This window comes from Candidatus Dormiibacterota bacterium, assembly GCA_035532035.1.
In the GTDB taxonomy this organism is placed as follows: Bacteria; Vulcanimicrobiota; Vulcanimicrobiia; order Vulcanimicrobiales; family Vulcanimicrobiaceae; genus Tyrphobacter.
Map to the genome: position 1 here is coordinate 86,792 of DATKRS010000011.1, position 20,475 is coordinate 107,266.

The 20,475-nt window shown below is 65.5% G+C and carries 21 protein-coding genes and 1 tRNA gene; 9 read left to right on the forward strand and 13 right to left on the reverse strand.

Going from position 1 to position 20,475, the window contains the following annotated elements; genetic code table 11:
- The first annotated feature begins 54 nt into the window (after positions 1–54).
- Genes VMV82_04275 through msrB form a run of 4 tightly spaced genes read left to right on the forward strand, consistent with a single transcriptional unit; the run spans position 55 to position 3,240 of the window.
- Complete coding sequence (locus tag VMV82_04275) at positions 55–1,062, forward strand: type I phosphomannose isomerase catalytic subunit (protein ID HUY40766.1); 1,008 nt, start codon at positions 55–57, stop codon at positions 1,060–1,062.
- Positions 1,059–2,294 (forward strand): diaminopimelate decarboxylase, encoded by a 1,236-nt coding sequence (gene lysA, locus VMV82_04280; protein HUY40767.1) that lies wholly within the window; start codon positions 1,059–1,061, stop codon positions 2,292–2,294. Before VMV82_04275 ends, lysA begins: the two co-directional genes overlap by 4 nt.
- Positions 2,291–2,764 (forward strand): peptide-methionine (S)-S-oxide reductase MsrA, encoded by a 474-nt coding sequence (gene msrA / locus VMV82_04285; GenBank protein ID HUY40768.1) that lies wholly within the window; start codon positions 2,291–2,293, stop codon positions 2,762–2,764. The genes lysA and msrA overlap by 4 nt, the downstream gene beginning before the upstream one ends.
- Positions 2,761–3,240 carry a peptide-methionine (R)-S-oxide reductase MsrB gene (msrB, locus tag VMV82_04290; protein ID HUY40769.1) on the forward strand — a complete coding sequence of 160 codons (480 nt, stop codon included), beginning with the start codon at positions 2,761–2,763 and terminating at the stop codon, positions 3,238–3,240. Before msrA ends, msrB begins: the two co-directional genes overlap by 4 nt.
- A gap of 2 nt (positions 3,241–3,242) precedes the next feature.
- On the opposite strand, the gene VMV82_04295 is transcribed toward msrB, so the two are convergent.
- The 3 genes from VMV82_04295 to VMV82_04305 form a co-directional block, all read right to left on the reverse strand.
- The gene (locus tag VMV82_04295; GenBank protein HUY40770.1) at positions 3,243–4,157 is read right to left on the reverse strand and encodes a hypothetical protein; all 915 of its coding nucleotides are present in this window, start codon (positions 4,155–4,157) and stop codon (positions 3,243–3,245) included.
- Positions 4,158–4,231: 74 nt separating this feature from the next.
- A complete protein-coding gene (locus VMV82_04300) occupies positions 4,232–6,091 on the reverse strand; it encodes a S53 family peptidase (protein HUY40771.1) in 1,860 nt (619 codons plus the stop codon).
- 1 nt (position 6,092) lies between these two features.
- Positions 6,093–7,865: a S53 family peptidase gene (locus tag VMV82_04305; protein ID HUY40772.1), complete on the reverse strand. Its 1,773-nt coding sequence runs from the start codon at positions 7,863–7,865 to the stop codon at positions 6,093–6,095.
- Between the two features lie 194 nt (positions 7,866–8,059).
- Here VMV82_04305 and VMV82_04310 point away from each other — a divergent pair, with 194 nt between their 5' ends.
- Entirely contained in the window at positions 8,060–9,100 is a 1,041-nt protein-coding gene (locus VMV82_04310; GenBank protein HUY40773.1) for a S1/P1 Nuclease, read from the forward strand.
- Positions 9,101–9,128: 28 nt separating this feature from the next.
- Here VMV82_04310 and VMV82_04315 read toward each other — a convergent pair.
- Both VMV82_04315 and VMV82_04320 read right to left on the reverse strand, forming a co-directional pair.
- Positions 9,129–9,204, reverse strand: a tRNA-Thr gene (locus tag VMV82_04315).
- 63 nt (positions 9,205–9,267) lie between these two features.
- A complete protein-coding gene (locus tag VMV82_04320) occupies positions 9,268–9,519 on the reverse strand; it encodes a hypothetical protein (GenBank protein HUY40774.1) in 252 nt (83 codons plus the stop codon).
- 33 nt (positions 9,520–9,552) lie between these two features.
- Here VMV82_04320 and VMV82_04325 point away from each other — a divergent pair, with 33 nt between their 5' ends.
- The 4 genes from VMV82_04325 to VMV82_04340 are packed head-to-tail and all read left to right on the forward strand — an operon-like array spanning position 9,553 to position 12,146.
- A complete protein-coding gene (locus VMV82_04325; protein HUY40775.1) occupies positions 9,553–10,734 on the forward strand; it encodes a tetratricopeptide repeat protein in 1,182 nt (393 codons plus the stop codon).
- Between the two features lie 53 nt (positions 10,735–10,787).
- Positions 10,788–11,276 (forward strand): gamma carbonic anhydrase family protein, encoded by a 489-nt coding sequence (locus tag VMV82_04330; GenBank protein ID HUY40776.1) that lies wholly within the window; start codon positions 10,788–10,790, stop codon positions 11,274–11,276.
- Positions 11,273–11,734 (forward strand): hypothetical protein, encoded by a 462-nt coding sequence (locus VMV82_04335; GenBank protein ID HUY40777.1) that lies wholly within the window; start codon positions 11,273–11,275, stop codon positions 11,732–11,734. Before VMV82_04330 ends, VMV82_04335 begins: the two co-directional genes overlap by 4 nt.
- 10 nt (positions 11,735–11,744) lie before the next feature.
- Complete coding sequence (locus VMV82_04340) at positions 11,745–12,146, forward strand: YbjN domain-containing protein (GenBank protein HUY40778.1); 402 nt, start codon at positions 11,745–11,747, stop codon at positions 12,144–12,146.
- Between the two features lie 6 nt (positions 12,147–12,152).
- Here VMV82_04340 and dnaB read toward each other — a convergent pair whose 3' ends face one another.
- The 8 genes from dnaB to VMV82_04380 form a co-directional block, all read right to left on the reverse strand.
- Entirely contained in the window at positions 12,153–13,517 is a 1,365-nt protein-coding gene (gene dnaB, locus VMV82_04345) for a replicative DNA helicase (protein ID HUY40779.1), read from the reverse strand.
- Positions 13,514–15,487: a Lon family ATP-dependent protease gene (gene lonC, locus VMV82_04350; GenBank protein HUY40780.1), complete on the reverse strand. Its 1,974-nt coding sequence runs from the start codon at positions 15,485–15,487 to the stop codon at positions 13,514–13,516. The genes dnaB and lonC overlap by 4 nt, the downstream gene beginning before the upstream one ends.
- A 10-nt stretch (positions 15,488–15,497) precedes the next feature.
- Positions 15,498–15,944 (reverse strand): 50S ribosomal protein L9, encoded by a 447-nt coding sequence (gene rplI / locus VMV82_04355; protein ID HUY40781.1) that lies wholly within the window; start codon positions 15,942–15,944, stop codon positions 15,498–15,500.
- A 10-nt stretch (positions 15,945–15,954) separates the two neighbouring features.
- Positions 15,955–16,200, reverse strand: a complete 246-nt coding sequence (gene rpsR, locus VMV82_04360) for a 30S ribosomal protein S18 (GenBank protein HUY40782.1) — start codon at positions 16,198–16,200, stop codon at positions 15,955–15,957.
- 126 nt (positions 16,201–16,326) lie between these two features.
- Positions 16,327–17,940: a retropepsin-like aspartic protease gene (locus VMV82_04365; protein ID HUY40783.1), complete on the reverse strand. Its 1,614-nt coding sequence runs from the start codon at positions 17,938–17,940 to the stop codon at positions 16,327–16,329.
- Positions 17,865–18,755, reverse strand: a complete 891-nt coding sequence (locus tag VMV82_04370) for a CHAD domain-containing protein (GenBank protein HUY40784.1) — start codon at positions 18,753–18,755, stop codon at positions 17,865–17,867. The genes VMV82_04365 and VMV82_04370 overlap by 76 nt, the downstream gene beginning before the upstream one ends.
- A complete protein-coding gene (locus tag VMV82_04375; protein ID HUY40785.1) occupies positions 18,742–19,305 on the reverse strand; it encodes a thymidine kinase in 564 nt (187 codons plus the stop codon). Before VMV82_04375 ends, VMV82_04370 begins: the two co-directional genes overlap by 14 nt.
- Positions 19,305–20,465: an MFS transporter gene (locus VMV82_04380; GenBank protein ID HUY40786.1), complete on the reverse strand. Its 1,161-nt coding sequence runs from the start codon at positions 20,463–20,465 to the stop codon at positions 19,305–19,307. Before VMV82_04380 ends, VMV82_04375 begins: the two co-directional genes overlap by 1 nt.
- Positions 20,466–20,475: the final 10 nt, after the last annotated feature.

Genomic DNA, 20,475 nt, shown 5'->3' on the forward strand with positions numbered 1-20,475 from the left:
CCATCCGAACCCTCAGGATTCCGACACCGTTTGGGCGTACCTCCAGCAGGTATCATGGCGAGCGAACCGCTCTACCCGTACCTGCTCGAACCAAAGGAGACGACCGCGATCTGGGGCGGTGAGTCCTGGAAATGCTGGGACGAGAACCGCGTGCGCAACGGCGCTCTCGCCGGCATGCGCGTTGCGCAGCTGCGCGAGTCGCTCGGCAGCCGGCTCCTCGGTACGATCGATTCCGGCCGGATCTTTCCGATCCTCACGAAGATCATCACCGCGCGCGATTGGCTCTCGGTTCAAGTTCACCCCGACGACGCGTACGCGCAGCGCGTCGAGCATCAGGCGAACGGCAAGGTCGAGTGCTGGTACGTCTTCAGCGCGCAGCAGGACGCACAGATCGTGCTTGGCTGGACGCGCGACACGTCGCGTGAGGAGTACGAGCGGCGCGTCGCGGACGGAACGCTCGGCGAGCTGCTGCGGCGCGTACCGGTGAAGGCCGGGGACGCGTTTTACCTGCCCGCCGGAACGTTGCACGCGATCGGCGGCGGCATCGTGCTCTTCGAAACGCAGCAGGCCAGCGATCTCACGTATCGCATCTTCGACTGGAACCGCGTCGGCCTCGACGGCGTACCGCGCCCTCTGCACGTACGTAAAGCCGCCGACGTCCTCGAATACCGCGCGGAGACGCGGGGAGCCGTCGAACCGGTAAAGTACGTCTTCGAGTCGCTGCAGCGCACGATCTTCATCGCGGATCCGCGCTTCCTCGTCGAGCGCATCGTTGCGCGCGACGAACCGTCGTCGGTGGCGACGCACGACCGGCCACTCGTCATCATGGCACTGGAACGCAGCCTGACGATTTCGTGCGGCGACTCCGATGTGACGCTCGCGCCGTTCGACACCGCCCTCGTACCGGCCGGTGCCGGCCGCTGCGCGATATGCGCGAACGAAGGCGACGAAGCGCCCTTTATGTTCGTGACGCCCCCTCCCGACGAGCGGTTCGTCGCCGCGCAGCTCCTGGCCGCCGGAATCGAGCAGACGCGAGTCGATCGCTTCCTGGAGCAGTTTTGAACTTCGCCGCGCTCGCCGATCGGTATGGCACGCCGCTCGTCGCGATCGACCTCGACGCGTTCGGCGCGGCGATCGAGTACTGCAATAGCGCCTGCGCTCCGTACGACGTCGAGGTCTCGTACGCCGGCAAAGCGCTCCTGCTCGTCGAGATCGCGCGCTTCGTCGCCGAGCGCGGACTCGGGCTCGATGTCTGCTCGCTCGGGGAGCTTCTCACGGCCGAGCGCGCCGGCTTTCCGCACGAGCGCATCACGCTCCACGGCTGTGGCAAGAGCGACGAAGAGCTGCGCGCGGCAGCCGACGGGCGCGTCGGCCGCATCGTGGTGGATGGGCTCGAGGAGCTCGAGCGTCTGGGACGGATCGCGTCGGGTAGAGCGCCCGTCAACGTGCTCTTGCGCCTCAACCCCGGAATCGAGGCGCACACGCACGCCTTCGTGCGTACCGGCGGCGAGGACACGAAGTTCGGAGTTACTCCGAAGGACGAAGATGCGGCGCGGGCGATGCTCGGCGGCGCGAAGGAGCTACGCTTTCGCGGGCTGCACGCGCACGTCGGCTCGCAGATCTACGAGCCGGGCGCGTACGTTGCCGTCGCCGAAGCACTGATCCAAGCCTCCGCGCGCTTTGCGCGGGACGGCCTGGGCGTCGACGAAATCGTCGTGGGCGGGGGTTTCGGCGTGACGACGCATCCCGATCGGCCGAACGAGCGCATCGACTTCCCGGCAACGATCGCATCCGTCGATCGCGCCACGCGCGCGGCCGCGGCGCGCGTCCGCGTTCCGGTGCCCAGGATCGGCATCGAGCCGGGACGCATGCTGATCGGCGCGGCCGGCACGACGATCTATCGCGTCTGCGCCGTGAAACGTCAGGCGCGCCGAACCTTCGTCGTGGTCGATGGAGGCTTGTATGAGAATCCTCGGCCCGCGCTCTACGGTGCGTACCACCACGCGGTTGCGGTCTCGCGCCCGAATCTCGATCTCCAGGAGGTCACCATCTGCGGCCGTTCCTGCGAGAACGACGAGCTCGGGCGCGCCATGCTTCCACACGCGCTGCGTGAAGGCGATCTCGTCGCGATGACGGTCACCGGAGCGTACACCTACAGCATGGCGGGCAACTACAACCGTTTCGCGCGCCCGGCGGTTGTAGGAGTCGAGCAGGGTAAGGAGCGTCTTCTCGCGCGGCGCGAGTCGTTGGAAGACGTCTTGAAAAACGACGTAATGGAGAACGCAGGATCATGACGGAAAAGGCAACGTTCGCGGCGGGGTGCTTCTGGGGCACGGAGGCGGCCTTTCGCCCAGTGCCGGGCGTCGTAGACGTCGTCGTCGGCTACACGGGCGGTCACGCGGAGCGCCCGACGTACGAGCAGGTCTGCGGCCATCGCACCGGTCACGCTGAGGCGGCGGAGATCGCCTTCGACCCGGCGCGCGTCTCATACGATCGCCTGCTCGAAATCTTCTGGAAGATCCACGATCCGACGCAAGTCGATCGTCAAGGCCCCGATGTCGGCACGCAGTACCGCTCGGCGATCTTCGTCCACTCACCCGAGCAGGATGCTGCGGCGCGCGCTTCGCTGGCGCGCGAACGAGAGACGCTCGGCAAGCCGATTGCGACGGAGATCGTATCCGCCCCGGCGTTCTGGCCCGCCGAAGCCTACCATCAACGCTATTTCGAGCGGCATAACGTCGCCTGCCACGTCCCGCAACGATGAACCGCACGGTCTTTCTCGGCGCACTTGCGGCTGCCGGCGCGGTGGCGCTCTCTCGTCTCGGCGCGGCGAAGCCTGCAGCAGCCGCAGGGTATCCGGTCCGGCACAGCGATGCCGAATGGCTACGGATTCTGGGCCGAGACCGCTATTGGATATTGCGCCAAGGCGGAACCGAGCAGCCATTCTCGAGTCCGCTCAATGCGGAGCGCCGCGCCGGCATCTATCATTGCGCCGGCTGCGATCTCCGCCTCTTCGACTCCCGCACGAAATACGATGCCGGTGAAGGCTGGCCGTCCTTCTGGGACGTGCTCCCGAATGCCGTCCGCAGGCAAGCAGACTACGCGCTCGTGGATCCGCGCACGGAAGTGCACTGCCGCCAGTGCGGCGGCCATCTCGGCCATCGCTTCGACGATGGCCCGCCGCCGACGCACCTTCGCTACTGCATCGACGGCTTGGCGCTGCGCTTCGCTCCTGCCTGAAGCTACGGGCGGTAGACGAATCTTCCGACGAACGATCCGCGGGGATTCGACCAGACTGCGAAGATCGTTCCGTTTGCCGGATCGATCCCGCACGTGTGCACGCCCTGGATATGGCCGGTCTGCGCGAGGATGTGCGGCGGCCCGTGCCCGTCGAACGCGACGAGCGTGATGACGTCGCCCGCGCAGGCGAGCCAGCCGCGCGACGCGTCGTAGCCGCACTGATCGACGCGATGCGGATACGCCATGTGGTAGAGCCGCCTGCCCGCAAGACTGTACACGTCGAGCCAGTTATTCTCTCCAGCGACGAGCAAGACGCGGTGCACGGGATCGAATTGGAGCGGATGATCCATCTGGAGGTCGGGCGTCGGAATCGTGCGCACGACGCGAAGCCGGTGCGGGTCGATGACCGCAATCGCGCTGACGCGCGGATTCGCATCGGAGATATTCTGATAGACAGCATGCGTGACCGGATCGATCGCGAGGTACTCGGGCTTGTGGCCCGGGAGCGGAATGACGGCGATCTCTTTGAACGTGCGCGAGTCGATAACGAATACCCGCGTTCCGTCGTCTTCACCGGCATAGATGCGATGGAACGCCGGATCGTAAGCGATCGCGTCGACGTGGCCTTGCACCTTGACGGTGCGTAGCACCCGCCCGGCGACGGGATCCACCTCGGAGAGGGAATCGTCGTCACCGTTGCCGGTGTAGACATGCCCGTTCGTCGGATCGACCGCGGAGCCGGCTATATGTCCGACCGTCACCTGTCTGAGCACCGCGCCCGTATCGGCGTCAACGATGAGAAGTTTTTGCGCGCGACCGTGCGCGGCATAAACGCGATGATGGACCGCGTCGACGGTGACGTAATCGAAGCCCGCGGGTGGCCCGACACGCTGCGGGGGAAGTGCAATGATCGGCATGCGCGCTCTCTTCGATGGGGGTGCCGGTAAACCCGGCACCCCCATCTGTACCAACGTTTGGCGCTAGGAAAGCGCTACAGCTGGCTTCGAAGCACGTTTACGTCGAACGATCCCAGACCAGTCGTGTAGTCGTACCCCGGCAGCGCGGTATACATGCCGTCACCGCCGACGAGGACGTCGTGAAACCCGCCGTCGGGCTGCCACGGAGGTGGGCCGGTCTGCTGCGCGCCGGCGGCGTGAGACGCGAAGTTGCCATACAGCACCGGGGCGGCGAAGCCGAGACTCCGATTCAAGCTCAGCATGTGCGCCCAGACTCCCGCCGCGAGCGGAGACGATAGGCTCGTCCCACCGACGATCGTCCAGCCGCCGTAATCTTGCGAATACAAGATCGCGCCGGTCTGCAAATCGCCGTCCATTGCCATATCAGGAACGCCGCGGAAGCTTCCGCCGAGCGGCTGAACCGTCTGCCAGTAGGGCGAGTATTCGAACTGGCTGACACCGCCGCCACCGGAGTACCAGGACGCTTCGCCCTGATAGTTCCCCGCATTGTCGGTGAGGAGCGTCGTACCGCCGACCGCAACGACGTACGGCGAAGCGGCCGGCCAGTTCACGAACGGAACGCCGGCGGGCACACCGTTTGCGCCGACCGCAACCGGGCAGAACGAGCCAGTGTCCCCAGCCGAGGCGAACATCGTTTGCCCCTGAGCCGCCCCTTCGAGGAATATCTCGTCGGCTAACACCATCGCTCCGTCGAGATACGGAAACGCCTCGCATTCTCCGAACGACGAATTCGCGACCTTGGCAAGGTCGTTCGTAACCCAGCGATTGTACATGAGCACGACGTCAGAATCCGATCCTGAGGTCGTGTTGTAGAGGTAGAGCTGCTGCATGTGGACGGCCATGCCGCTGGATTCGGTCATGTCGAGCGTCCATTCGCCCGGGCCGTCGGTGATGGGAGGCGCTCCCGCAAGACCGACTTGCTCGATCGTCACAGGTACTTGCGGTACGTTGTCGGCCTGTTCGTTAACGTGAAGGTCGCTGACGGCGGTTCCGACGCCGCCGAAGCTCATGATCGCGACGTCCACGCCGGCCGATTGCATGCGCGAGACGGGTTCGTCGTAGGCGCGCCAGAAGTCCGCAGGCCGGTAGTTGCGCAGACAGCCGACGGTCGACGATGCAGGTTCCGGTAATGGCGTCGGAGCGCCGAGGATCTCGAGGCCGTAGAGCGTGCACGGCGACTCCGGCGTACCTGGAGGCGTGGGAGCCGGTCTGGGATCACCCTTGCCGTCGCAGCCGCCGCAATGCTCGTAGTGCCGCTTCTCGCGCCCGGCCAACTGCATGTCGTTGAGCCCGAGAACGGCGACGACGACGCCACCGAGCGTCTGCGGGACGTACGCTGCGGTCTGATTTGCATAGAGCGTCGTGCCGCCCAGAGAGTAGCTCTCGAGTTTCGTATTGAACGCCTTCTCGATCTGCGTCGCCGTGCCGGTGGCACTGACGATGAGGTGATTCGGCTCGACGGTGACGTCGGTCAGTCCTTGCGACTGCAGATACGAGCTCACTTGCGAGACCTGCGCGCTCGTCGGCGCGTACGACGCCATGAACGTCGCGATAGAGACGGTCTGCCCCGACGCGACGGCCGCCTTCAGCGCCGAGGCGTTGTTGAGCTGGAGCCCGACGTGCACGGTGATCGACTGCGACGGCGCGAGCGCGCCCAAATCGCTCGCGCCCGAGAGCGCGAGCGGCAGGGTCGACGTCGGCGCCCAGCCCGCAGGCGCCGCGATTGCGATGGCCGTGACGCGGGTCGCTCCCGTGCCGACGTTACTCGCGTGACCCATCGTACCGGCAGAAGGGATCAGCGAGGTGCTGCCGTGTCCGGAGCATGCCGCGGTTATGGTCGCGGCGACGAATCCGAGCCAAAGGAATCTGCGCATCTCAGATCGCTCCTGCAGTCTTCGAAACGTCGAAGCTGCCGAGACCGGTCGTCATGTCGTAGCGAGGAAGCGCCGTGTAGAGTCCGTTCGTTCCGGTCAGGATGTCGTGGAATCCGCCGACGAGCTCCCATGCGCCAAGCCCGGTGCTGTCCTCGCTTGCGTTCGGGTTCTGCTGGTAGATGTTGTAGAACTGGATCGGCCCGAAACCGAGCGCGTTGTTCTTCGCGCTCTGAAGGCGCGCGTAGGTTCCCGCCGCCAGCGGCGACGCGAGGCTCGTGCCCCCGGTGATGCAGGGCGTGCACGACCCGTTCACGGCAGAGCCGGACGTGTAGAGCTCGGCACCGGTTTCGATGGCGGCGTCCATCGCGACGTCGGGCAGGCCGCGGAACGATTCACCTTGCCCCGCGACAGGCTGTGCCTCGGCCTCCCAGTACGGCGCGTATTCGAACTGGCTCAAGCCGCCGCCGCCTGCCTCCCAGGCGACTTCGCCTTGATAGCTTCCATCGGCGTTGGTCAGCAGATCGGTTCCGCCGACGGACGTCACGTATGGCGACGCCGACGGGTACGCGACCATGGGCACGCCGCCCGGAACGCCGTTGGTGTCACCCTCGACGTTGCAGTAGCCGCCCCAATCGCCGGATGAGGCGAAGAGGGTCTGGCCCTGCGCTGCCGCCTGCACGAGGATCTCGTCGTCGAGCACCATGGCGCCGTCGACGTACGGGAACGCCTCGCACTCACCGAACGACGCGTTGCCCACCTGGGCGAGATCGTCGGTCATCCACTTGTCGAACTCGAGCGCGATGTCGGAATCCGTCAACGACGTCGTCGCGTAAACGTAGAGCATCTTGACGTTGCCGGCCATCGCAGTCGAATAGGTCATGTCGAGGGTCCACTCGTCGTTCCCGGCAGTGTCCGGACTCGCCAAGCCGACCTGCCGCACCGTCAGCGGCACCTGCGGTTGATGGAACTGCGACTCGTTGGTGCGGAAATCGGCGACCGCCTGCGACACGTTGCCTTCGGCCATGATTGCGATCGACGTGTTCCTTGCCGGCGGCAGAGATCCGACGTCGTACGCGCTCTGGAAGGTCGCGGGATCGTAGAAGCGCACGCACGGGACGGTGACGCCCTGTTCGCACGCCGTGGCTTGCGTCGCCATCTTCGGCTTGTCGCTGAACGCGCTCACGTCGTTGAGGCCGAGCACCGCGACGACGACGCCGCCGAGCGACGTGGGCACGTACGCGGGAGAGACGTTGCCGAACGCGACCTTGCCGTTCCACGAAAACGAATGCAACGTCGTGTTGAAGGCCTTTTGCATCTGCGCCGCAGTGCCGGTCGCGCTCACCAGTAGGTTGTCCGGCGTCGCCTTGACGTTCGTCAGGCCGGCGCTCTGCAGATAGGATTCGACCTGCTGCACCTGATCCGGCGTGGGATCGGCCATCGCAGCGATATCCGCGCGCGAGAGCACTTGTCCAGCCTTGAGCGCCGACTGCAGCTGCGCGGCGTTGCGTAACTGCAGCCCGACGACGACCGTGAGCTGCGTGGACGCCGCGAGTGTCCCGAGGTCCGACGCGCCTGAAAGCGAGAGCGCTCGCGTGTTTGTCGTCGACCATCCCGACGGAGCCGTGAGCGACGCGGTCGACATTCGCGTGGTCCCGAGGCCGCCGCCGTGCGCCGACTGCATCGGCATCGAAGGCACGACGCCGGAATTGGCGCCGTTGCCCGAACAAGACGCCGTCAACAACCCGACGGCGAGGATCCAGGTGATCTTCTGCATTGTGTTTCTCTCTCCGATAGTGGCGTAGCAAGGAAAACCGGGCGAGAGATACCCAAACAAGCGACTGGCCTACACCTATGCGTGCACTTCTTTCCGTCGCTATGTCACGAACGAAGATTGCTCGTTTTAATAGCTGCGGGCTTAGGAATAAGAAGTAAACATCATGCAGGCGTCCAATGCCTGGCGGTACTGCAATGGATAAAACTGCCGCACTGAGAACCGCCGTGCTCTGCTCGTTCTTGCTCGCTGCAATCGGCACACGCTCGCCGGCATCGGCCTGGGGAGCGAAAGGCCATTATCTCATCAACCGCCTTGCGGCGCAGTCGCTCCCGGCGACGATGCCGGCATTCATGCGGACGCCTTCTGCGACCGACGAGCTCACCTATCTCGGCCTCGAGCTAGACCTTCTCAAGGGTGCCGGGCCGGAATGGGACTCGGAGCTGGACCCCGGGCACTACCTGGATCTGACGGATGACGGAAAGATTGTAGGCAACCTCTCACTCGACGCTCTTCCGCCGACCCGTGAAGCGTACGACACCGCGCTACGCGCGCGCGGCACCGACCAATATAAGGCTGGATATCTCCCGTATTCTATCGTGCAGGGCTGGGAGCAGCTGCGCATGGTGTTTGCCTACTGGCGCGTTGACAGCTACGAGGCCACGCACGCGAGCACCGCGCGTTTGCGCGCGACCGCGGCAATGCGCGAGAACGTCGACGAGCAGCTCGCTCGTCGCGACGCGGGCGTCTGGGGTCATTACGTCGCCGACGCCTCGCAGCCGCTGCACGTCACCGTCCACTTCAACGGCTGGGGCAAGTACCCCAACCCACACGGATACTCGAACTCCACCCACCTGCACGATCTGTTCGAAACGCAGTTCGTCGATCGGTTCGTCCGTCGCTCCGCGGTAGCCGCGCGTATGGCGCCGCTGCATCTGCGCGCGCCCACGCAACTCACAGATCAAGGCCGCGTGATGGCAGCGGTGGTGCGATATCTGCGAACGTCGAACGCCACCGTGCCGCAACTCTACCGCATTGCGCGATCCGGCGGCTTCAACACCGGTACGCCGCAGGCAAAGACCTTCGTGGAGGAGCGCCTCGCGTTCGGCGCGAGCGAGCTTCGCACGCTGATGGTCTGGGCGTGGGACGATAGCGTGAACGAAACCATCGGCGACGACGTCCCGCAACGGGTGCGCGACATCGTGAGCGGCAAAGTCCGGTACGCGGGTCTGCGCTAGGGCTCCTAGGCCTCCTAGCCGCCCGTCCTGGAGCCGACGATCGGACTCGAACCGATGACCTGCGGTTTACGAAACCGCTGCTCTACCAACTGAGCTACGTCGGCGTTTGAAGCGAGGCGAGCATCCGTTCGTGCGCGACGGCGCCGCGTCTTCCTGCTTTGGGTTTGTCACTCCTCGGAGTCGTGGAACGTGCCTCGCTCGGCGGTGGGATCGAGCTCCAGATCCTCCAGATAGTAGTAGACGATCTTGCGGTCCTTGAAGCCGACCTTGGCAAGCTCGCGCCCGCCGACCTCGACCACCTCGTGGATGCTCCCCTCCTGGCCGGCGTACCGGTAGTTGACGGGGGAGTAACCGGGCTCGTCCGATTTCGGCCGGGGGACGGCCTTGACGCCGCGTAGGGGGGTACGGTGGCGGTGCATGCTAGTGGCTTCGGCGCGGCGAAGTAGGATTCCATGAAGCAGGGGCACCGGCTTCTGACCCTCGCCCTGGCGGCGGGGGCGCTGACATGGTGTGCCGCCGCAGCCGCCAAGGCCGACGACATTACGTTTCAAAATGCTGCCATTTCCACGATCTCGGATCCGAACCACGCGTTGCGCTTCGCGCGCGATCGCATAGCCGCGCACGATCTGCCCGGCGCCGTCCTCGCGCTTCAGCGATATATCATCAACCATCCCGAGGAGGGCGCCGTCGAGGGATTCCTCGGCGATCTCTACGTCAGTAACGGCGACTTCCACGATGCCGAGCTGCTCTACCGGCAGATGCTGGTCGAGTATCCGCTGGATCGCAGCCTGCACACGAGCCTCGGGAAGCTCTACACGGTCGAAAATCGCGTCGACGAAGCGATCGCGCAGTTTCAAGAGAGCCTTCCGGACATCGAATCGGCCTACTATCTCGTTCTGCTGCATCAGCGCAAGGGCGACCTCGTGGCGTTTCGCGAGCAGATGCGCCGCAACGCGCAGCAGCATCCAAATGACGTGAACGCGCAACTGGATGCAGCACAGCTCTTCGGAGCGCTCTACCTTCCGCGCGATGCCGCGCTCGAGTTCCAGCGCGCGGTCGCGATCGATCCGAACTCTCTCGAAGCGCTCGAGGGCCTCGGCCTCGCGCAGGTCGCAGAACGCGCCAACGACGCTGCCGAGCAGACGCTGACGCACTGCCTTACGCTCGACCCCTCGAACTACGGCTGCCTCGATGCGCTCGGGCTGCTCGAGATTCAGGAGCGCAACTACGACCAAGCACAGGCTGCGCTCGATCACGCCTACCGCTTGGCACCCGAGGCGCCCGAAGCGCTTCTGAGCATGGGCCGGCTCAACGATGCACGCGGTGAGTGGCAGGCGGCGGTTACCGACTACGAGCGCGCGCTGTACGTCTGGCCGTACGGAGCCGATGCGTACGTCAACATCGCGTTCGACGACGAGGAGCACGGCATGCTCGCGCAGGCGCAGCAGGAGGCGCTCAAGGGGCTGTCGCTGGCTCCGGCAGATGCCCGGTTGCATTACATGCTGGGGTATCTCTACCGCAAGGTAGGCCGCCGCGACCTCGCCGTTGCGCAGTTCCTCGCAGCGGAGGAGTCGCTCGACCCGCAGATCGTGCAGTTCGCGAAGGAGAGCGTGGAGGAACTGCAGCAGCCCTAGGCATGTATCTGGAGTATCGCGGTAAGCGGCCGCGCGTACATCCCTCGGCTTTCGTGGCCCCTACTGCCACGCTGATCGGCGACGTCGAGGTCGGCGAGGAATCGAGCATCTGGTTCGGGACGGTGCTGCGCGGGGACAATGGTCCGATACGCGTCGGGGCGCGCACATCGATCCAGGATAATGCCGTGATCCACGTGAGCGAAGGCTGCACCACGCGCATCGGCAACGACGTGACGATCGGCCATGCAGCGGTGATGGAAGACTGCGTCATCGAGGACCGCGCGCTGATCGGCAGCAACGCCGTCGTGCTCAACGGCGCGCGCATCGGCGCCGGCGCGTTGATCGGCGCGGGAAGCGTCGTCGCCGCCAACGACCAGGTTCCCGACCACGTCGTCGCCGCCGGCGCGCCGGCAAAAGTCAAAAAGTCTCTCGGCGGCGATGCGGCGCACTGGATCGAGCTCGCCGCAGAAGAGTACGTCGCGCTGTCGCGGTCGTATCTTGAAGAAGGACTGGGCGCTTCCGAGGCGCGCTGCCGCGAATGACGCTCCTGCGCGAAGAACTGGCGCGCTTCATCCAGATAGAGGGGCATCGCGTCGAGGTCGCCCCGGTGGGCGACGGCGCGGCGGCTGAGCTGCTGTTCCGTTCGCGCGGATACGTCTTCTCCGTCGGCGCGCGCGAGGGCGAGCCGCCGCATTTCGCGATCGCAACCGCATACGAGATCCCACCGTGGGCGCGCGAGCGGGCGCAGAATGCGGTGACGCTCCAAGACGTTGCGAACGACGTTGGGGACGTGCACTTCGTCCTGGCGCCAAACGGAAAGAACTTCGTCGTCAGGCTCGACTGCGCGGGCGCGTCGCTGCAAGAGTTTCAGCGCGACTTCTGGACGAGCGTGGCGCGCGTGCGGGAAGCCGGCGTCGCCGCCTTGGAGCGCATCCTCGATCGCAGCGAGAGCCGCGCCGCCGCCAACAAGTTCATCAAGTCCTTGACGCGGGGGGACTAGGGAAGCTCTAGTGGATTCCGACCGGCTGGCTCCGCTCGAGCTCGCGCTCGAGGAGGAAGGACTGTTCTCCACGCGCGACGACGACGACGAGGCGTTACGCGTCGCGTTCAAGAGCGAAGGCGACCGCTACTTCATCGTCAGCTATCGCGACGATCCGAACTTCGTGATGATTGGCTCGGGCTGGTCTCTGCCGGAGGGCGCCGAGCGCGAACGCGTCATGCGCATCATCAACGCGCTCAACGCGCGTAAGAAGTTCGTCAAGTCGGCACTCTGGGAGGAAGAGAACGACGTCCTCTTCACGATCGAGCTGTGCGTCGTGACGCCGGAGGAAATCCGCCCGCACTTCGGGCGGCTGCTCGATGTCTTGCGCGACAGCGCGTCGGAGTTCTTCGCGGAGCTGCGCGCCGGCTGACGAGCCTTACGGCGCGGGGTAGCGCGATTCGTCGCCGTACGGGACGAAGAGCGTGTACTGCTGCTCGAAGCGTAGGCGCACCGTCCCGGTTGGCCCGTTACGGTGCTTGGCGATGATGAACTCGGTCGCCGTCGGATCGGGGCCTTCCGGATTGTAGTATCCGTCGCGATAGAGAAACGCGACCACGTCCGATTCTTGCTCCAAACTCCCGGAGTCGCGCAAGTCTGCAAGCAGCGGACGCTTGTCGTTGCGCGTTTCCACGGCGCGGTTCAACTGAGCGCATGCGACGATCGGGACCTCGAGATCCTTCGCCGTCACCTTCAGCGTCCGGCAGATGTCGGAGAGCTCTTCGTTCCGGTTGACGTTGCGCGCGAGCTGGCCCGGACGCAGGAGCTGAAGATAGTCGACGAAGATCGCGGCAAGACCGCCCGTCGTTTTCAGACGCCGCGCGCGCGAGCGAAGCTCGGTGACCGTGAGGGCGCCTGAGTCGTCGAGATAGATCGGGAGATCGTTCAGCACGCCCATCGCGCGCGAGATGTCTTCCCATTGGTGCGTCTTGATGTTGCCACGCCGCAGGTCGTGCATCGAGAGCCGCGCCTCGGAGCAAATCAACCGCTGCAGCAGCTCGTTGTTCGACATCTCGAGCGAGAAGAACGCCACCGGTTCCTCGGCCTCGCGCGCAGCCGCAACCGCCATGTTGAGCGCGAACGACGTCTTGCCCATGCCGGGGCGCGCCGCGATGAGGATGAGATTGCCGGGCTGGAACCCCGTCGTCATCTCGTCGATGTCGCGAAAACCGGCCGTGAGGCCCGTGCGCTCGCCGCGCATGTGGTAAAGGCGGTCGATGTAATCGAACGCGTCTTTCATGAGGTGCTTGACGGGCGTGAAGTCCGCGTGCCCGCGGTGCTCGCTGATATCGTAGACGATCTGCTGCGAGCGGTCCAGCGCTCCTTCGACGTCTTCCTCCGCTTCGTACCCGAGCCGCCCGATCTCCGTGCCGGCGTGAATCAGCGCGCGCAGGACCGCCTTCTCGCGCACGATCTTCGCGTAATACGACGCCGACGCCGCGGTTTGAACCGTGTCCATCAGGGTGTTGAGATACGGAAGACCACCGACGCGTTCGAGCGCGTCGCGTCGGCGCAGCTCCTCGGCAAGGGCGATCTTGTCCATCGGCTCGCCGCGGTCGAAGAGATCCTGCAGCGCTCCAAAGATCGCTTCGTGCACGTGCGCGTAGAAATCCGCGGCCTTGACGATCTCGCCGACGACGGCCATCATCTCGCGATCGACCAGCACGGATCCGATGACGCCCATCTCCGCTTCGAGATTGTGCGGCGGAATGCGATCGACGACGGAAAGGCTGGTAACGCTCATGATCGTGTGCCGACTCTGCGCCGCCGCTCGGTGGACCGCCTTGTGGATGGCCTGTGGAGATGCAAACGCCGCAGCACCTGCTGCACCGAGTCGAGCGGTATGACGCGCATGCCGGCGAGCGTGGCGTCGATCTCACGCAGATTCTCTCGCGGGATGAACGCGACGCGCATGCCGGCCTGGCGCGCCGCGTAGAGTTTTTCGATCACGCCGCCGACACCGCGCACTTTGCCCTGAATGGAGAGCTCGCCCGTGATCGCCACGTCCTGCGGAAGCGGCCGCTTGAGAATCGCCGAGTAGAGCGCGAGAAAGATCGCCAAACCCGCCGAAGGCCCGTCGATGTTGCCGCCGCCGACGACGTTGATGTGAATGTCGTAATCGCCGGTATCGATGCCGGTGACGGCCCGCAGCACGCTCGTCGCGTTGAAGACGGAGTCCTTGGCCATCGAGCCCGCCGTCTGATTGAAGCGCACGGTGCCTTTGCCGGGCTGCCCCGCACGGAACGCGACCGCCTCGATCTCGATGAGACTACCCGTATAGTGCAGCACGCCGAGGCCGAAGCTCTTCCCGACCTCACGCGTGGCGCGCGCGCGGACGGGCGTGTGCCGTACCAGGCGGCTCGTCTGGACGACCGCGCGAACGTCGTCTTCGGCGATCGTCAGCGCTTTGGCCGCCGGCGTGCGCCCCTTACGGGGCGATGCTGGTAGACGAAAGAGCGCTTGGCCGTACGCATCCGCGACGATCTGTACCGCCTTGCGACCCTCGATCGTGTACGATGCGATCAGCGGCGCCACGCCTCGCGCAGCCTTCGCGTTGAGGCGTTTGATCGCGCCGCGCACGATGGTGACGATCTGCGCCTGCGTCAGCGGCGCGAAGAATATCTCGGCGCAGCGCGACCGGATCGCGGGATCGATCTCGTCCGGCTCGCGCGTCGTCGCGCCGATCAAAAGAAAATCGGCCGGCGCGCCCTCTCGAAAGAGCCGCTTGACGAACTCCGGGACGTTCGGAGCGTTCTCGTCGTAATAGGACGACTCGAAGGTGACCTTGCGGTCCTCGAGGACCTTCAGCAGGCGCGTTTGCAGCAGCGGGTCCATCTCACCGATCTCGTCGATGAAGAGCACGCCGCCGTGCGCGCGCGAGACGAGCCCGAGTTTGGGCTCCGGAATGCCCGACTCCGCGAACTCACGGCGGCTGCCCTGATAGATCGGATCGTGGACGCTGCCGAGCAACGGGTTCGTCGTCTCGCGCGGGTCCCAGCGTAGCGTCGTCCCGCTCGCTTCGACGAACGGTGCGTCCTTTGCGAACGGCGTATTCGGCCGCGCCTTGGAGATCTCGAGCACGAGGCGCGCCACCGTCGTCTTGCCGACGCCGGGCGGACCGTAGAGGATGACGTGCTGCGGAAACGGCGAGCTGATCTTTGCGAGTAGCGCTTGCACGGCCGCCTCCTGTCCGACGATCTCGCGCAGCGCCTGCGGCCGCAAGCGCTGGAGCGCGGAGGCGGCGAGGCTGCGTCCTGACAGCGCGTTGAGTTCCTCGAGCTTCGCGCGCGTCGCCGGCGTCTCGGGATCTCCGCTCTCGCGAAGCGTTTCGAGCTTGAGGTCTTTGAGGTACTCGTGGTGGCGCTCGTTCATCTTCGAGTTCACGCGCCGCTCGATCTCGTCTTCGACGCTCTTCTGCGCGATGAGGCTCGCCATCGTCTCCTCGATCTCGCCGATTGCCTTGCGCTGCTGCGCTCGCGTCGTCGCGCGCTCGACCGTAGGGTCTTCGAAAACGAGGCGCTGGAGCGCGCAGAGGCGGTCGGGGAGGCTGGACGAACGCATCATCTTCAGCGCGCCCACCTTTCCGGCTCGTAGGACGAGCTTGTCCTGGCCGACGACGCTCGAGAGCATCTCGTAGAGGGCCGTTACGTAGCGGTTCAGCTCGTCTTCGACGCCGTATTTTCGACGAAGACGCGCTCGATACGGATGCTCCACGTCCGCGTCCTTACGACGCGACGACGTCGACCGTGGTTTTCGCGACGACGCTCTTGTGCAGTTTTACCTCGACGGGATACGAGCCGAGGCTCTTGATCTGACGCTTGATCTCGACCTTATGCTTGTCGATCGGAACCGAGACGGCAGCGGCAATCGCCGCCGCGACGTCCGCATTCGTCACGGCGCCGAAGAGCTTGCCGTTTCCGCCCGCACGTGCCGCCACCGCGAGCGTCGCCGCCTCGATTCGGCTCGCGAGCTCGCGCGCGTCCGCGAGCACTTGCGCGTCCCGCTTGTCCTTCGCTTTCTTCTGCTCGCCGAGCATCGCGAGCGCGCCTTTGCTGGCCTCCTGCGCGAGACTCCGCGGTAAGAGGAAGTTGCGCGCGTAGCCCTCGGCGACGTCCACGACGTCGCCTTTGCGCCCGAGCGATGCGACGTCGCCGAGCAGTATCACTTTCATGGAGCGGGCTTCACTCCGAAACAAACGGGAGAAATGCGATGAGGCGCGCACGCTTTACCGCGACCGTGAGCATGCGCTGGTGTTTCGCGCAGTTGCCCGAGATGCGCCGCGGTACGATCTTCCCGCGTTCGGAGACGTATTTGCGCAGACGATTGACGTCGCGATAGCTCACGTCGACCGCCTTCTCGATGCAGAAACTGCACGGCTTTCGTTTTGTGCGGCGTTCTTTCGTCGCGCGCTTAGGCTTACCGGGCATCGTTCTTCCTTTCGACTAGGTGGATCGTGCGGTCGCGTCGCTCGGTGGGCGCGCGACCCTAGCCATGTCCCCTGAGGGACGGTTGGGAGAACGTCTGTTCGCCGCGTCCGGCGGCTCTCCTTCGCGCTACGTATTGTCCTTGATGAACAGCAAGCCGTCGTTGTAATCCAAATAGAAGAGGTACTCTTTAAGCACGTTGCGCCCGATGATGCCGTCGTAATCGGGATCCTGGAAGGTCTGGTTGCTGTCCGGAACGACCACTTGCCCGGTGCGGTACCCAAGCGGCCCGAAGATCATGTTCTGGACGTCGTAGATCTGGCTGTGCACGTCGCCGGCGACCGATTCGAAGATGAGATCCTGCGGCGACGCCTCTCCGGTCCGCAGCGCGACGCCGGCCCGCGGCAGCCTGTCGAGGTAATGGTGGTAGAGAAGGGTTCCGAAGCCGCCGGTATCGAGCAAGAACGAGCCCGCAACGCCCTCGAAGCTCGCGCCGACGCGGGGCACGCAGTCGTCCATTTGTATCGGCATCGCGCGTACGCCGAGGGCATGCGGATCGAAGCCCGACCAGGGGTTGAGCGTTACTTGCCGCGTCTTGAAATCGAAGCCGACGATGGCGCTCGCGAGAAAATCACATCCGAGAAGTCCGACCACGTGAGCGTGCGGGCCCGAGCTGAGCGTCATCGGGGCGACCGAGAACGCGACGCGGTGGACGTGGACGTTGCCGAACGTGACGTCGGATGCGACGGCTTCGCCGCCGGAGATCGTCAAACCCAGCCGGCGCGCCGCCCCTTCATCGAGGAGCAGCTCCGACGATCCCGTGTCTAGCGTAAAGTCGAGCGTCTGGCCGTTGATCTGCACGCCGACGACGAAGCCGTCGTCGTGCGTAAAACGTGCGGCTAAGCGAACCGGACCGTTCTGCAGGCTAAACATGGGCGTCGTGGTGGGCATGGTGACGGCGGCCGGATCAACGGTAGGCGTGCTCGCGAACGACGTCGTGCGCACCTCTTCGTCGTCCGCCGGATCCCCGTCGCTGAGGTGCAGGTCGAATGCAACGGTCTTTCCGAACGCCGTGCGGTAATCCGCGTACGTCGTGACGTGCCGGCGTCGATCGACCTCGAACGTGACGACGCGATCGACCCGAAACGTCTGCGCGTTGATGTATTCGTACTGGTCTTGGCCTCCGGGCGGGTTCGCCTCGACGACGTACTCGCTCGGCGAGCCTTGCGTCAACCCGAGCACGCGCACGTGAAACTGGGGATCGGCGACGTGCTGCCATGCCAAGGAATTCGGATCGGCCGTGTCGTGGAATCCGCTCTCGAGCATCACGATGCCGTTCTCGTCGCGAAACCAGTTCTGCCCGTGATACGTGCCCCAGGATTGCGTCAGACCCAAGCCTTCTTGCTCGATCGTGACCGAATCGTTCCCGACGATCTGCGTCATGCGCAGCATCTTCCAATCGCTTCCGCTCACCTGGCGTATAACGAGATACGATCCCGACGCCAACGTGCCCGCCGCCGCGTTCGCTTTTGCCAACAACTGCGCCGCCGTCACGGCGGTGGGGAGGTATGGGGTGTCGGCAGCCGTTCGCGAGAACGCGAGCGTGCCAAAAACGACGATCAGCCCTGCTACGAACCCGATTCGCACGAGCGCCTCCAGTCTCTCGCTCAGGATACGCTCGCGGGCGCTCGCCTCCTCTCCCGCCGGATGCAGCGCTCGACGCCGTGCCACTCGGCCAGCCACGAGGAGCGCGCCTTCGCGACGGCGCGCCGCTCGACGGCGGCGATCGCCCCAGCGGCGAACGCGTGTTTCGGATCGGCGGAGAACTCACGCAGCCGCCGCGCCGCCCCTGCCGCGTCGTGCTCTTCGCCAAGTACGTCCTGCAGGCGCACGACGCACTTCGCCACGCGCCGCGGCGGAGACATGTCGATGGGGGCCAGCGCCTCGAGCGCATAGCGCAGATGCTTGGCCGCGATGCGCACTGCATGCAGCGCTTCGTCACTCGGTCCGGGCCCGCACCGGCGCACCCGCTTGCGCAAGCGCTTGTAGACGTCCTCGAGCACCGGCACAATCAGCGTCCTCGCCCGATCCGCCGCACGAGCCGCGAGCACCGGCGGCTCGGCTGCGCCCTGCAGCGCACGCATGACCTCGCCGTACTCTCTGCTGCGCCGCGTTGCAGCGATCCGGTCGTATGCCTCCCGGCGCCGTTGTTCGAAGAGCGCGAGAATCTCGCCGGCGCTGGGGCGATCGGCGGGGTCGATATCGGCGAGCGCCGCGCGCATGCGCTCGACCATGACGTCGGCGTCGCGCGCCTCCGAGAGCTCGTCGCTCAATCCGCGCAACGTCTCGCGCACGTTTCGCGCCCAGCCGGGATCGAGCGCGGTTTCGAACGTGCGCAACGCCGAGCGCAACCGGCGCACCGCGACGCGAGCGTCGTGCACGATCTCGGGATCGGCGCTGCCGCGCTCGAGCTGCAGATCGCAGGCCGAAAAATCCTCGACGTAGCCCGAAAGCGTCGCGTGGAGGAACGCTCCGACGCGCAGATCACGCTTCGCGATAGAAACAGCTCCCGCAGACTTGAACGTAGTGGTGCTTCCCTTCGATGCCGATCTGCTCTCCCTCGGTGACGCGTTTCCCCTGCGCGTCGATCCGCACGTTCATCGTCGCCTTCTTCCCGCACGCACATACGGTCTTGAGCTCCTCGATGCTATCTGCGAGCGTCAAGAGGTACGCGGAGCCGGGAAACGGCTCGCCGCGAAAATCGCTGCGCAAGCCGTAGCAGATCACGGGCACCCCCAGCTCGTGCGCGGCGCGATGAAGCTGGCGGACCTGCTCGGCCGTGAGAAACTGCGCTTCGTCGACGAGAATGCACGCCGCGTCGCTTGCCTCCTTGACGCCGGCGAAGAAATCGAACGTCGTGTCGTACGTTGCCGCGCCGCGCTGCGGACCGAGACGAGACGTGATGATTCCCACGCCGTAGCGATCGTCCAAAACCGACGTGAAGATCCACACCGGGCGGCCGTGCTCTCCGTAGTTGTACGCGACCTGCAGGAGTGCCGTCGACTTGCCGGCATTCATCGCCGAGTAGCGGAAGTAGAGTTTTGCCATTAGCCCCGCGCCTGCCCGCGGGCGCGCGCCGCGACGATGAAGAGCGGCAGCGAGGCGATCTGCAACGCGACCGAAAAGATCACGACCGCGAGCAGCGAGCGATCGTAGAGCGCCCCCATCGCCGCACTGCCGGCGAACCACGCGATACCGTAGATGCCGTCGAACGTGCCCAGCGCCGTCGCACGCTGCGCGGCCGGAATCAGCCCCGAGACGATCGACGGAAGCAGCGTCTCCTGGGCGGCCATGCCGAGCCCCCACAGGACCACGCCCGCGATCGCCATCGGCTCGTTGCCGAGAAAACACAGCGGCGCGAAAAACGCCGCCAGCGCAAAGGCGCCGAGCACCGTCGTAAGCGGGGAGCGGTCGTAGAACCGGCCGAAGAACGGCGCGCCAACGGCGCCGACGAGCATCGCGACGGCATAAAGGATGGGAATGAAGTGGTTCGCGATGACGTGCGCTTTGCTAAAGTGGAACGACACGAGTGCGAAATCCGCGAACCCTGCCGCAACGCATGCTCCGGCTCCGGCGTAGATCCAATAGGCACGGCCGAAATGCTCGATGCGTGGCGCCGGGTGCGGCTCGAGATCGCGCGGTGAGGGATACTGCGCGCGCGCGAACGTCAGTGCGAGGAGCGCCAGGACGCCGGGGATCGCGAGCACGCCGAATGCGCCTGCGAATCCACCCTGGAATGCAAGCACCGCCGCGACGAGCAGCGGGCCGACCGTCGCCCCGGCTTGATCCATCGACTCGTGGAAGCCGAATACCCAGCCCTGGCCGATCTGCGAGCCGGCATGAGCGAGCATGGCCGAGACCGCCGGTTTGCGAATGCCGCGCCCGAAGCGCTCCCCGACGAGCAGCGCCCCGGCCGCCGGCCACGCGTGCGCGAGCGCGAGCGCAGGAACGCTGAGCACGTTGACCCCGTAGCCGAGAAACGTGATCGGCCAATACCGGCGCGTGCGGTCCGCCACGACTCCGCTGACGATGCGAAAGCCGTACCCGATGAGCTCTCCAAGGCCGGCGATGAGCCCGACGATCAACCCCGTCGCACCGAGGTGAGCGAGAAACGGGCCGGCGATGCTGCGACCGCCCTCGTACGTCATGTCGGCGAAGAGGCTGACGACGCCGATGATGAATACGAAGCGGAATGGCGTCGGCTTCATATGAAGAAGA